12 protein-coding genes and 1 rRNA gene are annotated in these 14,372 nt (G+C 71.5%); 11 read left to right on the top strand and 2 right to left on the bottom strand.

Going from position 1 to position 14,372, the window contains the following annotated elements; genetic code table 11:
* The first annotated feature begins 71 nt into the window (after positions 1-71).
* The 7 genes from ACFVHO_RS23765 (at position 72) to ACFVHO_RS23735 (ending at position 9,648) form a co-directional block, all read left to right on the top strand.
* The gene (locus ACFVHO_RS23765; protein WP_385718004.1) at positions 72-2,027 is read left to right on the top strand and encodes a hypothetical protein; all 1,956 of its coding nucleotides are present in this window, start codon (positions 72-74) and stop codon (positions 2,025-2,027) included.
* 349 nt (positions 2,028-2,376) lie between these two features.
* Positions 2,377-2,685 (top strand): hypothetical protein, encoded by a 309-nt coding sequence (locus tag ACFVHO_RS23760; RefSeq protein ID WP_030363595.1) that lies wholly within the window; start codon positions 2,377-2,379, stop codon positions 2,683-2,685.
* A 181-nt stretch (positions 2,686-2,866) separates the two neighbouring features.
* Positions 2,867-3,712, top strand: coding sequence for a hypothetical protein (locus tag ACFVHO_RS23755; RefSeq protein ID WP_385718001.1), 846 nt, complete (start codon positions 2,867-2,869; stop codon positions 3,710-3,712).
* Positions 3,702-5,030 (top strand): hypothetical protein, encoded by a 1,329-nt coding sequence (locus tag ACFVHO_RS23750; RefSeq protein ID WP_385717998.1) that lies wholly within the window; start codon positions 3,702-3,704, stop codon positions 5,028-5,030. The genes ACFVHO_RS23755 and ACFVHO_RS23750 overlap by 11 nt, the downstream gene beginning before the upstream one ends.
* A complete protein-coding gene (locus ACFVHO_RS23745; protein ID WP_385717996.1) occupies positions 5,027-6,586 on the top strand; it encodes an SCO6880 family protein in 1,560 nt (519 codons plus the stop codon). The genes ACFVHO_RS23750 and ACFVHO_RS23745 overlap by 4 nt, the downstream gene beginning before the upstream one ends.
* 28 nt (positions 6,587-6,614) lie before the next feature.
* Positions 6,615-8,045, top strand: coding sequence for an ATP-binding protein (locus ACFVHO_RS23740; protein WP_030363591.1), 1,431 nt, complete (start codon positions 6,615-6,617; stop codon positions 8,043-8,045).
* Position 8,046: 1 nt separating this feature from the next.
* Positions 8,047-9,648 (top strand): type IV secretory system conjugative DNA transfer family protein, encoded by a 1,602-nt coding sequence (locus ACFVHO_RS23735; RefSeq protein ID WP_385717993.1) that lies wholly within the window; start codon positions 8,047-8,049, stop codon positions 9,646-9,648.
* A gap of 51 nt (positions 9,649-9,699) precedes the next feature.
* On the opposite strand, the gene ACFVHO_RS23730 is transcribed toward ACFVHO_RS23735, so the two are convergent.
* Positions 9,700-10,266 carry a GNAT family N-acetyltransferase gene (locus ACFVHO_RS23730; protein WP_385717991.1) on the bottom strand — a complete coding sequence of 189 codons (567 nt, stop codon included), beginning with the start codon at positions 10,264-10,266 and terminating at the stop codon, positions 9,700-9,702.
* A gap of 156 nt (positions 10,267-10,422) precedes the next feature.
* Here ACFVHO_RS23730 and ACFVHO_RS23725 point away from each other — a divergent pair, with 156 nt between their 5' ends.
* The 4 genes from ACFVHO_RS23725 (at position 10,423) to ACFVHO_RS23710 (ending at position 14,213) form a co-directional block, all read left to right on the top strand.
* Positions 10,423-11,352 carry an ATP-binding cassette domain-containing protein gene (locus tag ACFVHO_RS23725; protein ID WP_385717988.1) on the top strand — a complete coding sequence of 310 codons (930 nt, stop codon included), beginning with the start codon at positions 10,423-10,425 and terminating at the stop codon, positions 11,350-11,352.
* Entirely contained in the window at positions 11,349-12,155 is an 807-nt protein-coding gene (locus ACFVHO_RS23720; RefSeq protein WP_385717986.1) for an ABC transporter permease, read from the top strand. Before ACFVHO_RS23725 ends, ACFVHO_RS23720 begins: the two co-directional genes overlap by 4 nt.
* Positions 12,156-12,264: 109 nt before the next feature.
* Positions 12,265-13,542, top strand: coding sequence for a sensor histidine kinase (locus ACFVHO_RS23715; protein WP_385718254.1), 1,278 nt, complete (start codon positions 12,265-12,267; stop codon positions 13,540-13,542).
* Positions 13,539-14,213 (top strand): response regulator, encoded by a 675-nt coding sequence (locus tag ACFVHO_RS23710; RefSeq protein WP_385717983.1) that lies wholly within the window; start codon positions 13,539-13,541, stop codon positions 14,211-14,213. Before ACFVHO_RS23715 ends, ACFVHO_RS23710 begins: the two co-directional genes overlap by 4 nt.
* 67 nt (positions 14,214-14,280) lie before the next feature.
* Here ACFVHO_RS23710 and rrf read toward each other — a convergent pair.
* Positions 14,281-14,372: ribosomal RNA gene (rrf, locus tag ACFVHO_RS23705) — 5S ribosomal RNA — on the bottom strand; the annotation flags it as partial.

Raw genomic sequence — 14,372 nt, 5'->3', positions numbered from 1 at the left:
GATGGGGAGCGTCGGCCCGTGCGCACACCCGTGTTCGGAGCTGTGCGCCCTACGGCTGGGGGGAGCCGACGTTGGCAACCGATGGACCGCGTGACGAGCCCAGAGACGAGCCGCGGGACGAGCCCCAGGACCGCCGACCCGACGAGCCCGCCGAGACCGGGGCCGGCTCCGGCCCGCCCCCGGCCACACCCGCGCCATCAGCCACACCCGCCACTCCCCCCACGCCTGCGGCACCTGCCTCGCCTGTCTCACCTGCGGCACCTGCCTCGCCCGCCGCACCCCCACCACCACCCACGTACGCCCCGACCAGCCCACCCGCCGCACCCGCCACACCCACACCCGCCCCGGCCGCCTTCGGCCCGCCGCCCGCCTACGGCCCGCCTCAGCAGCCTCCGCCCGCACAGCCCGCCGCACCCGCACCGCCCGCACCACCCGGCGGAGCCACCGCACCCGCCCCGCCCGGCCCACCCACCTCGCCCTACGGCACCCCCGAACTCCTAGAACCCCCGGCCACACCCAGGACCCCCGCCCCGGACCCCGGCCCGCCCGAGCCCCTGCGCCCCGTCGCCGCCGCGCTGCTCAACCTGACCGGCCTCGGCCTCGGCTACGTCCTGCTCCGGGCCTGGGTGCCCGCCGCCCTGTGCTGGGCCGCCACCGCCGCGCTGCTCCTCGTCGCCCTGCCCGCCGACGTCGACGGCGTCCCCGGCGGCGCCCTCCTCGGATACGTCGTCGTGCTCGTCCTCGCCGCCGCCGACGCCGCCCGCCGCGCCCGCCGCACACCCATCGGCTGGCGCCTTCGCGCCCCCGTCGCCGCCGGGCTCGGCATCGTCCTGCTCGCCGTGCCCGCATCCGGCGCGCTCGCCTACGACTCCGCGCAGGACGAGGCCGTCGAACAGATGCTGCTCGACCGGCTCGACAAGGCCGACCGGCTCGTCAAGGCCCAGGAGGGCCGCCCGTTCGCGGCCACCGAGAGCGAGTACCGCGACGCCCTCGGCATCTACCGCGGCCTCGTCCGCGACCACGCCGACTCACGCGCCGCCGACCGCGTCCCCGACCGCCTCGACACGTACTACAAATCCGTCGCCGCGCCCTACGCCGACCGCCAGTACTGCGAGGCCGTCGAACCGCTGAAGTATCTGCGCACCCTGCCCGACACCCTCGGCAAGGACCGCCTCGGCCACCTCACCACCTGGCCCGACAACCGCCTCGCCGACTCCCTCTACGCCTGCGGCATGTCCTCCCTCGGCAAGACCGGCGGCGGCACCGACCTGCGGGAGCTGATGAGCACCTTCCCCAAGTCCGAAGCCGCCGCCAAGGTCGTCCCCGGCATCCGCGCCGCGATCGACGAGCGCGCCGACGAACTGAAGGGCCCCGACCCCTGCTCGGCCACCACCGAGCTGCGCGCCATCCGCACCACCGCCGACACCCTGCCCGGGGACACCGCCGCCCCGCTCCGCGCAAGGACCGCCACCACCATCCAGTCCGGTAGCTACGCCTGCGGCGTCGACGACTTCAAGGACGGCCGCTACACCGAGGCCGCCAAGACCCTCTCGGGCTACGCCGACACGTACAAGGACAGCGGCAAGCGCCAGCGCGCCCGCACCATCGCCATCGCCGCCGAGATCGCCGCCGCCCGCCCGCAGGCCGGCGGCAAGCTGCCCGCGCAGCGCGGACCCGGCTCCGGCCAGGAGTTCATCATCAAGAACGACGGCCCCAGCGCCGTCGAGGTCCTCTTCACCGGCCCCGCCACCGGCAGCGTCAAACTCGGCGCCTGCCTCGGCTGCACCACGTACAGCAGCAGGGCCGAAGGCAGCGCCAAGGCCTGCAAGGCCAGCGGCCGGAGCTACCCGCAGAAGACCCTGCGGCTGCCCGCCGGCGAGTACCACTTCCTCTACAAGCGCGGCACCGGCGCCGGCACCCTGGTCCGCGACCACAGCGACGGCGCCAAGGTCCAGGGCGGCTACCGCTACACGGACTGCGCCTACGTCGTCCGCGGCGGCCTCGGCGACTTCACCCCCCGGACCTGACACCCCGACCCGACGGCCCGGCCTCACGACCCGCCCTGACGATCCATCTGGAAGCCCCGCCCCGGGCCCGCCTGAGTTGACGTCAGTGGCCACGCCGGACATTCATTGCCCGGCGTCACCCCTCGTGATACACAGAGTGACCATACGTTCCTGCGTATAGCGTTCTGCGTCCGCCGCCGACCGCCGACGCGGGCTGCGTACGACGAAACGTGCGAAGTCGGCCAACAAATGACGTCAAGGCGGCACGCGCCGGACCGATTGTCAGCGACAATGAGCCTCGTCCTCTGCACTGGGTAGGCAGAGGCGGGCAGAGGCGCGAGAACAACCCACTAGGGGCGGTGAGTTACACATGCTTATGGCAGCCGAGAAGGGCGACATCAACACCATCATCGGTGGGATCGCCCCCGACTGGGGCCCCTTCGGGAGCCTGGGCAATGAGGCACGCGTGATGATCGAGGTGGTGATGGCGGTCGCCATCCTGCTCTGCCTCGGCATCGCGATCTGGGGCGCCGCCAAACAGCGAATCGGCGCGACGGCCCTGCGCGACACCTTCAGCGCGGAACAGGGCAAAGGCCTGATCATCGCCGGTCTCACCGGCGTCTTCATCATCGGCTCGCTGGGCACGCTGTTCACCATCGTGTACGGCATGGCGGTCTGACACCCGTTCCCCGGCTGCCACCGGGTTCTCCCCCGTCCGACGCGCCCACCGGCTGAGGTTGCAACTCCCTGATGTCCAGTCACCACACCGCGCCCGCGCGGGAGCCGGCCCGGCTACCGTCGTACCGGGTGCACCTTGCGGATAGCGCGGTCAAGCAAGAGGTTGAGGGGACGTACGCGGCATGAGCGATGACGATGACCTCTTCGGCGGCACGGGCGAGACCCGGACGCGGCTCCCGGAGGGCGACGGCCCCGACGGCTACGGCTCCCGCAGACCCGCACGCGGCGCGAGCCGGTCCCCCTCCCGCAGCGTCGTCACCGTCATCGGCGTCGTCGTCCTCCTCATCGCCGCCATCGCCTTCGCCAACCGCGGCGACTCGTCGTCCGACGGGGGCGGGGACGGGGGGCGCGGGGGCGGCAAGGGGGCGGAGGCCGCTCCTACGGCGCCCACGGGGGAGAAGCCGGTGAGCGGGAAGGGTGCGGCGGGCATCCCTTCCGGGTTCCCGAAGACCCAGCAGGGCGTGGAGAGCGCGACGGCGAACTACGCCATCGCCCTCGGCTCCGCCGACATGTTCAACAAGGCACGCCGCCACGTGATCGTCGACGACGTCTACACCCCGACGGTCGCCGCCGAGCGCAAGCCCGAGTTGGACAAGGTGTACGCAGGGGAGTCGTTTCTGTCCCGGATCGGCCTGAACAAGGACGGCAACGCGCCGAAGGGCACGACGTTCGTGTCCCGCATCATCCCGGTGGGTACCAAGGTCACGAAGTTCGGCGGCGGCTCGGCGACCGTCGAGATCTGGTACTCCTCGCTCTTCGGTCTCGCGGGCGAGAACACCGAGAACCCCGTGACCGAGAGCTGGTTCACGAACACGTACGACATGCGCTGGGTCGACGGCGACTGGAAGGTCGCCGACTTCAAGCAGAAGGACGGCCCCGTCCCGGTCGGCCGCGACCAGCGGGCCTCCACCGCCGACGACATGGCGAAGGCCGTGGAGGAGTACGGAGGGTTCACCTATGCCCGGTAGCACCCGACGTCGAGTCCTGTCGCTCACCGGCGCCCTGGTGACCGTACAAACCGCCGTCCTCATGCTGGCCACCCGCGCCGCGGCGGAACCCGACGACCCCTGCGAACTCATCCGCGGCCCGGCCAAGAAGTACTGCGAACGCGGCGAAGGCGGCGACAGCGGCACCCCCAAGTCCCCCGCCGACGACGGCGCCTTCTCCAAGCTCGACCCCCTCTCCTCCCTCGCCCGCGGCTTCGGCGACGCCGCGTCCTGGATCGTCAACAAGCTCACGGAGTACGTGAACGACACCGCCGCGGTGGACTTCACCAACGAGAAGTTCCTCCAGCAGTACGCCGTGGTGTTCGCCGCCTCGACCGTCCTGACGCTGATCGTGTGGCTCCTCGCGGTCGCCAAGCGGGCGATCCGCGGCGTCCCCATGCTCACCGCGCTGTCCGAGGCCATCGGCTTCCTGTGGCTGACGGTGCTCGCCTCGGCGTTCACCCCGCTGATCCTCGCCACCGTCGTGTCCGCGACCGACGGCATCTCCGAGGTGCTCGCCAAGTCCGTGGGCGGCGAGACCGACAAGTTCTTCGGCACGTTCTCGCAGGCCCTGGACAAGGGCACCGACATCGGCGGCGGCCCGATCATGCTGATCGTCGTGTCCGCCGTGTCCATCGCCGCCGCGGGCATCCTCTGCCTGGAACTGGTGATCCGCGCCGCCATGCTGTACGTCGGCGCGCTCCTCGGCACCGTCGTTTACTCGGGCCTCGTCGACAAGAACACCTGGGGCCGCATCCGCCGCTGGGCGGGCCTGATGGTCGCGATCATCCTGGTGAAGCCGATCATCGTCATCGTGCTCGGCATCGCGGGCGCCCTCCAGGGCGAGGACGGTCCTGACTCCCTGTCCGCCGTCGTCTCCGGGCTCTCCGTCATCCTCCTCGCCATCTTCGCCAGCGCCTCCATCTACCGCTTCGTCCCCGGCTTCGGCGACGACATCATGGCCACCCGCAACAACCGCCTCATGCGCGGCGCCGAGAACCGCGCCGCCACCGCCCTCAACTCCCCCGCCGCCTGGGTCGCCCAGGGCATCCGCACCCACAGCGCCCGCTCCAACGGCAAGGCAGGCGGCGGCAAGGCAGGCGGCGGCGACACCCCACCCCAGCCCGCCACGGCCAACGCCGTCGGCAGCGGTGTGTCCACCCACGGCCACCGCTCCGGCTCCCCGAACGGCGGCGGAACTGTCCCCTCCGCCGCACCCCCGCCCCGTACGAGCCCGTCGAACACCCCGCACGCGGGCAACCGCGGCGGTACGAACAGCACTGGAGGTGAAGGGCGTTGACGACCCAGTCCCATGTGTCCCCACCGGTCACGCCCCGCCGCACCTATCTGATCGGCCGCGCCCGGCCGAACGCCATCATCGGCCGCAACCGCGAGACCGGCGAGATCGCCCTGATCATCGGCGGCGCCTTCCTCGGCATGATGTGCGGCATCCTCATCCCCTTCCTCTTCCCGCGCATCCTGCTGCTCATGGGCTTCCCCCTGATCGCGATCGCGGCGGTGTACCTCCCCTTCAAGGGCCGCACCTTCTACAAGTGGTTCGAGATCAACCGCAGCTTCAAACGCTCCCTGCGGCGCGGCACCGCCTACCGCTCCGGCGTCGCCGAGGCCGGAGTGCGCCTCGACGGACGCGAGGTCGAGATCGGCCCGCCACCCGGCATCGGCCGCATCAACTGGCTCGCCGCACCCTTCGGCCCGGACGAGATCGCCGTACTCCTGCACGCCGACCGACGCACCGTCACCGCCGCCATCGAGATCGAGGGCCCCGGCGTCGGCCTGCGCGACAGCGAGGACCAGGAAGCCCTCGTCGACCGCTTCGGCACCCTCCTCAAGCACGTCGCCAACGGCGACGGCTTCGTGACGCGCATCCAGATGCTGGCCCGCACCCTGCCCGCCGACCCCGACGCACACGCCAAGGACGTCACCGCGCGCGGCGACGAGCGCGCCCTGCCCTGGCTGCAGGACAGCTACGAACAGCTCCAGTCGATGGTCTCCACCAGCAGCGAGCAGCACCGCGCCTACCTCGTCGCCTGCATGCACTACTCCCGCGACCTCGCCGCCGAGGCCCAGGCCATGGCCCGCGCCTCGCGCCCGCACGGCGGCAAGAAGCTCGACAAGGACGCCGGCCTCGCCGTCGTCATGGCCCGCGAGCTCACCGACATCTGCTCCCGCCTCCAGGAAGCCGACATCCGCGTCCGCCAGCCCCTCGGCCAGGGCCGCCTCGCCTCCCTCGTGCACTCCATGTACGACCCCGACCACCCCATCGACCACCTCCAGGCCATGACCAAGCGCAACGCCTGGCCCGCCGAGCTGGACGCGATGGAGCCGACGTACCTCCAGGCGAAGACCCGCGAGTCGACCACCCGCGCCCCCTGGTGCCACGCCACGGCCTGGGTGAAGGAGTGGCCGATGACCCCCGTCGGCGTCAACTTCCTCGCCCCGCTGCTCGTCCACACCCCCGACGTCATCCGCACCGTCGCCGTCACCATGGACCTGGAACCCACCGAGGTCGCCATCGAGCGGATGCTCACGGAGAAGACCAACGACGAGGCCGAGGCCAGCCGCCAGGCCAAGATGAACCGCACCGTCGACCCCCGCGACATCGCATCCCACTCCCGCCTCGACCAGCGCGGCGAGGACCTGGCGAGCGGCGCCGCGGGCGTCAACCTGGTCGGCTACATCACGGTGTCGTCCCGCTCCCCCGAAGCCCTCGCCCGCGACAAGCGGACCATCCGGGCCTCGGCCGGAAAGTCGTATCTGAAGCTGGAGTGGTGCGACCGCGAGCACCACCGGGCATTTGTGAACACGCTGCCGTTCGCGACCGGCATCCGGCGATGAACCTCAACGGTAGGGGTGTGAAGGTGCGATGCGGGACCCGCTGACCGTCCTCACGGACGCGTTCACGTCCTTCCTGTTCGGGAAGGTCGAGACCACCCGCCTGCCGGTGCGCACGTCCACGGGCCAGGCCCAGGCGGTCTACCTGCCGACGGCCGCACCCGGCCTCGGCGACTCCGGCGTGATCATCGGCCGCGAGGTGTACTCCGGCAAGGGCTACATCTACGACCCGTTCCAGCTGTACGGCCAGCAGCTCCCGGCACCGCACTGGCTGGTGCTCGGCGAGTCCGGCAACGGCAAGTCCGCCCTGGAGAAGACGTACGTCCTGCGCCAGCTCCGCTTCAAGGACCGCCAGGTCGTCGTCCTGGACGCCCAGGGCGAGGACGGCGTCGGCGAGTGGAACCTCATCGCCCAGGAGCTGGGCATAACTCCCATCCGGCTCGACCCCACAGCCGCCCTCGACATGGGCATCCGCCTCAACCCCCTCGACCCGGCGATCACCACCACCGGCCAGCTCGCGCTGCTCCGCACCATCATCGAGGTGGCGATGGGGCACGGCCTCGACGAACGCTCCGGCTTCGCCCTCAAGGTCGCGCACGCCTACGTCAACGAGACCATCGTCGACCGCCAGCCCGTCCTCACCGACATCGTCGAGCAGCTCCGCCACCCCGAACCGGAGTCCGCCGAGGCCATGAACGTCGCCATAGACGACGTCCGCGCCTGGGGCCTGGACGTCGCCCTCGTCCTCGACCGCCTCGTCGACGGCGACCTGCGCGGCATGTTCGACGGCCCCACGACCGTCGGCATCGACCTCGACGCCCCCCTCATCGTCTTCGACCTCTCCCACATCGACCGCAACTCCATCGCCATGCCCATCCTCATGGCGATCGTCGGCGTGTGGCTGGAGCACACCTGGATCCGCCCCGACCGGAAGAAGCGCATCTTCCTCGTCGAGGAGGCCTGGCACATCATCAACTCGCCCTTCGTGGCGCAGCTCTTCCAGCGCCTCCTGAAGTTCGGCCGCCGCCTCGGCCTGTCCTTCGTCGCGGTCGTCCACCACCTCTCCGACGTCGTCGACGGCGCGGCGGCGAAGGAAGCCGCCGCCATCCTGAAAATGGCCTCCACCCGCACCATCTACGCCCAGAAGGCCGACGAGGCCCGCGCCACCGGCCGCGTCCTCGGCCTGCCCCGCTGGGCCGTGGAGATCATCCCCACCCTGACCCCCGGCATCGCGGTCTGGGACGTCAACGGCAACGTCCAGGTGGTCAAGCACCTCATCACGGACACGGAACGCCCCCTCGTCTTCACCGACCGCGCCATGACGGAGTCCGCGAGCGACCTGCTCGCCGACGACGCCCTCGCGGCGGCCGAACGAGAGGCGGAGGAAAGGGCCGCGTACATGGAACAGCAGATGGGCGACGGACCCGCCGGGTCCTCCGGCTCCCGCTCGACGGTGGCGTGACATGGCGCAGGAACGGCACGGGCGGGGCCCGGGCGGCCACGGCCCCGGGCAGGACCCCGCCGGGCAGGGCACGGGCGGACGCGGCGGCGTGCCGGACGGCCTCCTCGTCGGCGGCCTCGCCTTCGTGCTCGGCATGGTCGTCCTGATCTGGTCGTCCACGGGCATCGCGGCCTGGTGGGCCCACGGCTCCTGGCCCGACGGCGTGACCTTCGGCAAGACCCCACCCGCCGTACGCCACCTCGCCCAGGAACCCCACGACGTCTCCGGCGCCTGGCCCGACACCCCCGCCACCCAACTCTCCGGCTACGGCCTCCTCTGGGGCTTCCTCATCGGCCAGGTGATGATCCTCATCGTCCTGACGGTCTTCGTGATGGGAACGGTCACCCGCTTCAGAGCGGTACGAAGGGCCCGCCGCCTGGAGGCCATGAACCCGCCGGTGCGAGACGTTCAGCCCCAGGAGAAGGCGGCCCCGGCACCGGTATCTGAGTCCGCACCCGCTGTGGGCAGCTGGTCCGCCCAGAGGGCGGAACGGGTGGGCACAGCCCAGGCCGACGGCGCCGCGACACCGGCCCCCGCCCCGCCCGCGCAGGGCACCGAGCCCGACGTCGCCCAGACGACAGCCCTCACCCCGACGGCCCCGCCGACCGACCTCACCAAGACCCCCACGGTCCCCACCCCCCGTACCCCCCTGGTCCTCGGCACCCCGGAAACCCGCCGCCCCCTGGCGGCCCAAGCCATCGCGGACGCAGAATCCGCAGCCCTGATCATCACCTCGGACCCCACCCTCTGGGAGGAGACCAAGGACGCCAGAGCGAAGCTCGGCCCCGTCCTGGTCTACGACCCCTCCCACCTCTGCGACACCCCGGCCCGCCTCCACTGGCCCCCCACCACCGGCTGCGAGGACACCCAGACGGCCGCCCACCGGGCAAGATCCCTCCTCGCCCCCATCAGACCCAGCGCCAAACTGGACACAGCGGTCGCCGACACCGCGGAAACCCTGCTCCGCAGCTTCCTGCACGCCGCGGCGATCGACGGCCGCAGCATCAAGCACGTCCACCGCTGGGCCCAGGGCACCCAGGTCCAGGACGCCGTCCGCGTCCTGCGCACCCACCCCAAGGCCACCTCGGGCGCGGCGGGCGAACTGGAGTCGGCCCTCACCGCGCACACCGAACGCCGGGACATCGCCCAGGAGTTGACGGCCCGCGCCCTCTCCGCCCTGTTCACGGTCAACGTACGAGAATCCTGCACGCCGAACCGAACTGACGCCCTCACTCTGGATTCCTTCATCGATGAAGGGGGCACGCTTTTTGTGGTGGGTGAGGCGATCGAGGACCCCAAGACGAACCCCGGCGCGATGCCGCTCCTGACGGCACTCGCCTCAAGCGTGGTCGAGCACGGCCGGCGCATGGCCGAACGGTCATCCTCCGGTCGGCTCGACCCACCAATCACCCTCGTCCTGGACGACGTGGCCGCGGTCGCCCCGCTCCCGCAACTGCCGGAGCTGCTCGCCACCGGACCGGAGCGGGGCATGCCGACGCTCGCCCTGCTCCGCTCCCGGGAACAGGGCCGCGCCCGCTGGCCCCACGACGAACTGACGGGCTAGCCCGCACCCACGCGACGGGCCGAGCCACCACCCGAGCCTGGCCGGGTCGGGCTAGGCCACCACCCGCTCCAACACCATCTCCCGCTCCCGCGCCCCCGGATCCCCCGGCACCGGCGCGACCTCCCCGCTGAGCACGAACCCGAACTTCCGGTAGAACGCCTCCGCGCGCGGATTGTCCTCGTGCACGAACAACCGCACCCGCTCCACCCCGGCGCCCTCGCCGTCCACACCCCGGGCCCAGTCCACGGCCGCCGAGAACAACGCCTCGGTCACCCCCGTACCCCGGTGCTCGGCCCGGACGAAGACCCCCACCAGATGCGCCTGCCGCACCGAAGGGCCCGAACCGAGCACCCCCTGCGTACCCGGCTCCTCGATCAGCACCGTCACCGAGCCCGCCCAGACGCCGTCCGGCCCCTCCGCGATGAACTGCCGCACCGAACCGCCCGCCGCGGCGGACCCCGCGGCACGGTCCTGCCAGAAGTCGTCGGGCCTCGCGACGGCAACCTCGTACGTCTCCAGGAAGGCGACCGGCGCGGCCGGGTCCCTCAGAGCGAGGAGCCGCAGCTCACGGACCTGTCGCCATTCGTCGGCGCGCACGGGGCGTATGAGGTGTTCCATACACCGATCTTGGGCGGACAGCCCCCCATGCGCAACGCAATTCGCCCGCCGCCCTCGCGGACAGCGCCCCGCCGTCGTACCCCGGTACTACTCCCCACCCGACGAAGAGACCCCGGTCCGACGCGCCCGACCCCGCCCCGACGCGACCATCGAGCCATGATTCGGGCACACGGACTCACCAAACGCTACGGCGGGAAGAACCCCAAGACCGCCGTCGACGACCTCTCCTTCGAGGTCCGACCCGGCACGGTCACCGGCTTCCTCGGCCCCAACGGCGCCGGCAAGTCCACGACCATGCGCATGCTCCTCGGCCTGGACGCGCCGACCACCGGGCGCTGCACGGTCGGCGGCCGGGCGTACGCCGCGCACAGCGCGCCCCTCACGGAGGTCGGCGCGCTCCTGGAGGCCCGCTCGATCCACCCCGGGCGCTCCGCGTACCACCACCTCATGGCGCTCGCGCACACCCACGGCATCCCGCGCTCCCGCGTCGAGGACGTCCTCGGCACGACCGGCCTCACGGATGTCGCGGGCCGCCGCGTCAAGGGCTTCTCGCTGGGCATGGGCCAACGCCTCGGCATCGCGGCCGCCCTGCTCGGCGACCCCGCGACCCTCGTCCTGGACGAGCCGGTCAACGGCCTGGACCCCGAGGGCGTCCTGTGGATCCGCAACCTCCTCAAGGCCCAGGCGGCCGAGGGCCGCACCGTCCTCGTCTCCTCGCACCTGATGAGCGAGATGGCCGTGACCGCCGACCACCTCATCATCATCGGCCGGGGCAGGCTCCTCGCGGACACCACCGTCGAAGGCTTCGTACGGGACTCCGGCACCGGCTCCGTGAAGGTCGTCTCCCCCGCCGCCACCCACCTCGCCGAACTCCTCGCGGGCCCCGCCGTGACCATCACCAGCGACACCCCCGGCACCCTCGACGTCCGCGGCACCGACGCCGAGCACATCGGCCGCACCGCCGCCGCCCACGCCATCCCCCTGTTCGAACTCACCCCGCACAGCGCGTCCCTGGAGCAGGCCTTCATGGACCTCACCCACGACTCCGTCGAGTACGTCACGCACCCGGAAGGAGCCGCGGCATGACCACGGACACCCTCACCCCGCCCGCCCCCGCGCCCACCAGGAGCCCGTACCGCGTCACCACCTCCCGCGTCCTGCGCTCGGAGTGGCACAAGCTGTGGACGCTGCGCAGCACCTGGATCACCCTGATCACCGCGACCGCCCTCGTCCTCGCCGTCGGCATCACCATGGGCTCCACCTACGACGGCGACGACTCCGACATCGACACGGTCGTCTTCATCCTCTTCGGCACCCAGCTCTCCCAGATCTGCCTCGCCGTCCTCGGCATCCTCGTCACCGCCGGCGAGTACGCGACCGGCATGATCCGCGCGTCCCTGACAGCCGTCCCGCACCGCCGACCCGTCCTGTGGTCCAAGGCCGCGGTGTTCGCGACGGTCGCCTTCGCCCTGTGCCTCGTCACGAACGTCGTCACGTTCCTCGTCGCCCAGATCTGGCTCGCCGACACCGACAAGGAGCTGTCCCTCACCGACTCCGGCGTCCTCGGCGCCCTCGCGGGCAGCGCCGCCGCCATCACACTGCTCAGCCTGATCGCGCTCGGCATGGGCGCGCTCCTGCGCTCGGTGCCCGGCGGCATCGGCGCGTTCGTCGGCGCCGTCCTGGTCCTGCCCGAGGTCATCGGCACGCTGCCCCTCGACGCGGTCGACACGGCCGTCAAGTACTTCCCGGCCCAGGCCTCCTCGTCCCTCGGCTCGATCACCCGCGTCGAGAACAGCGTGTCCGCGGGCACGGGCCTCCTCACCCTCACCCTGTGGGCGGCGGCGATCCTCGTCGCGGCATCGGCCCTGCTCAAGCGCCGCGACGTCTGAGTCCGGCACGAGTCGACACGGGAGTATCGCGCACGTGTACGAGAACCCGTACGTGTACGAGGATGAGCCGGTGACCCACGACGCGGATCCGCACCCGCTCACCCGCCAGATGCAGCGGCTCGCCCAGCGGGCGCGCGCCTTCGACGGGCGCCGCCCACTGGTCTGGGACCTGCTCGTGACGGGCTTCTTCACGACGGCCGCGCTCATCGACTTCACCGGCGGCGGCTGGCGCAACATCGCGCACAACACCGACGTACCGGGTGCGCTGGTCCTGGTCCTGAGCCTCGGCATGTCGGCGCCGCTGCTGTGGCGCCGCCGCCGGCCGATGACGGCCCTCGTCGTCATGCTGGCGTTCGGCGCGGTCAACAGCGGATCCGGCGCGATGCTCCAGATCTACCTGGTCCAGCTCATCGTCCTGTTCAACATCGCGCTGCGCCTGCCCCTGAAGACACTGGGGTGGGCGGGGATGCTCATGACGGCGCCCCTGGTCGTGGGCACGATCCGCTATCCGAAGGGCAGTTGGGACCAGCAGATCGTCCCGCAGGTGTGGGCGTACACCCTGGTCGCGCTCCTCGGCATCGCGGTGCGCTCCCGCCAGGACTACACCCGCGCCCTCGTCGAGCGCGCCCGCCAGCTGGAGGTCGAACGCGACCAGCAGGCACGGCTCGCCGCCGCCGCCGAACGCACCCGCATCGCCCGCGAGATGCACGACATCATCGGCCACAACCTGTCCGTCATCACCGGCCTCGCCGACGGCGGCAAGTACGCGGCCACCAAGTCCCCCGAGCGCGCCGCGCAGGCCCTGGACGCCATCGGCTCCACGAGCCGCCAGGCCCTCGCGGAGCTGCGCCGCCTCCTGGACGTCCTGCGCGAGGAGGCCACCGAGGTCGACGGGGCCGCCGAGACCGCCGAGTTGGCCCCGCAGCCCGCCCTCACCGACCTGGACCGTCTCATCGACGGCGTCCGGTCGGCGGGCCTGCCCGTCCGCAGCACCTTCCACGGCCGCGCCGACTCCCTTCCCCAGGGCCAGCAACTCACCGTGTACCGCGTGGTGCAGGAGGCCCTGACGAACACGTTGAAGCACGCGGGTCCCGGGGCGACGGCGACAGTCGAGGTCTCGTACGCGGCGGACGGGGTGTCGGTGTCGGTCACGGACACGGGACAGGGCGGTGCGCCGTCCGACGGGGGCCGCGGACTGACCGGCATGCGGGAACGAACCGCCTTGTACGCGGGCACACTTGAGGCCGGTCCACGCCCGCACCCCGATCCGGGCTGGCAGGTCCGACTCCACCTCCCGCGCGCAGCCGCTCCCCCGACGACTGCCCCGTCGACTTCCCCGACCGCTCCCTTGACCGCTCCCTTGACCGAGAAGGAATCCGCTCAGTGACGACCGTCCTCATAGTCGACGACCAGCCTTTGCAGCGTTTCGGCTTCCGCATGCTCCTGGAGAGCCAGGACGACATGACGGTGGCGGGGGAGGGCGGCAACGGCACGGACGCGGTCCGCATGACGTCCGGCCTGCGTCCCGATGTGGTCCTGATGGATGTGCGGATGCCGGACATGGACGGCATCGAGGCCACGCGCCGCATCGTCGCTTCGGGTTCCAGTACGCGGGTCCTGATCCTGACGACGTTCGACCTGGACGAGTACGCGTACGCGGGGCTGCGGGCGGGGGCGTCGGGTTTCCTCATCAAGGACGCGCTGCCGGAGCAGTTGCTTTCGGGGATCCGCGCGGTGGCCACGGGGGACGCGGTGGTGGCGCCTCGTCTGACGCGTCGCCTCCTGGACACGTTCGCACACCAGCTGCCGTCGGACACCGGGGCCGGCCCGACCGATCCCGCGCAGCATCCGCTCCTGTCGTCCCTGACGGAACGCGAGCTGCAGATCCTCACGGTGATCGGTCAGGGCTGGACGAATTCGGAGATCGCGGCCCGACTGCATCTCGCGGAGTCGACGGTGAAGACGCATGTGGGCCGCATCCTCGCGAAGACGGGCGCACGGGACCGCGTGCAGGCGGTCATTCTGGCGTACGACACAAAGCTGGTGCGGCCGTCGTAGTACGGGAAAGGTCCCGGAACGCAGAAAACCCCCGTGCCGAATGGCACGGGGGTTTTCTCTAAAATTAGTTCGGCGGCGTCCTACTCTCCCACAGGGTCCCCCCTGCAGTACCATCGGCGCTGTAAGGCTTAGCTTCCGGGTTCGGAATGTAACCGGGCG

The organism is Streptomyces sp. NPDC127108 (assembly GCF_042677545.1).
Classification (GTDB): Bacteria; Actinomycetota; Actinomycetes; order Streptomycetales; family Streptomycetaceae; genus Streptomyces.
This window is presented reverse-complemented; position numbering and strand designations above follow the sequence as displayed.

What these genes read in the sequence shown, in the direction of transcription:
- ACFVHO_RS23760 (WP_030363595.1), top strand. Translation starts at nt 2,377, where the DNA reads ATGCTTATGGCAGCCGAGAAGGGCGACATCAACACCATCATCGGTGGG.
- ACFVHO_RS23755 (WP_385718001.1), top strand. Translation starts at nt 2,867, where the DNA reads ATGAGCGATGACGATGACCTCTTCGGCGGCACGGGCGAGACCCGGACG.
- ACFVHO_RS23750 (WP_385717998.1), top strand. Translation starts at nt 3,702, where the DNA reads ATGCCCGGTAGCACCCGACGTCGAGTCCTGTCGCTCACCGGCGCCCTG.
- ACFVHO_RS23740 (WP_030363591.1), top strand. Translation starts at nt 6,615, where the DNA reads ATGCGGGACCCGCTGACCGTCCTCACGGACGCGTTCACGTCCTTCCTG.
- ACFVHO_RS23735 (WP_385717993.1), top strand. Translation starts at nt 8,047, where the DNA reads ATGGCGCAGGAACGGCACGGGCGGGGCCCGGGCGGCCACGGCCCCGGG.
- ACFVHO_RS23730 (WP_385717991.1), bottom strand. Translation starts at nt 10,266, where the DNA reads ATGGAACACCTCATACGCCCCGTGCGCGCCGACGAATGGCGACAGGTC.
- ACFVHO_RS23725 (WP_385717988.1), top strand. Translation starts at nt 10,423, where the DNA reads ATGATTCGGGCACACGGACTCACCAAACGCTACGGCGGGAAGAACCCC.
- ACFVHO_RS23720 (WP_385717986.1), top strand. Translation starts at nt 11,349, where the DNA reads ATGACCACGGACACCCTCACCCCGCCCGCCCCCGCGCCCACCAGGAGC.
- ACFVHO_RS23715 (WP_385718254.1), top strand. Translation starts at nt 12,265, where the DNA reads ATGCAGCGGCTCGCCCAGCGGGCGCGCGCCTTCGACGGGCGCCGCCCA.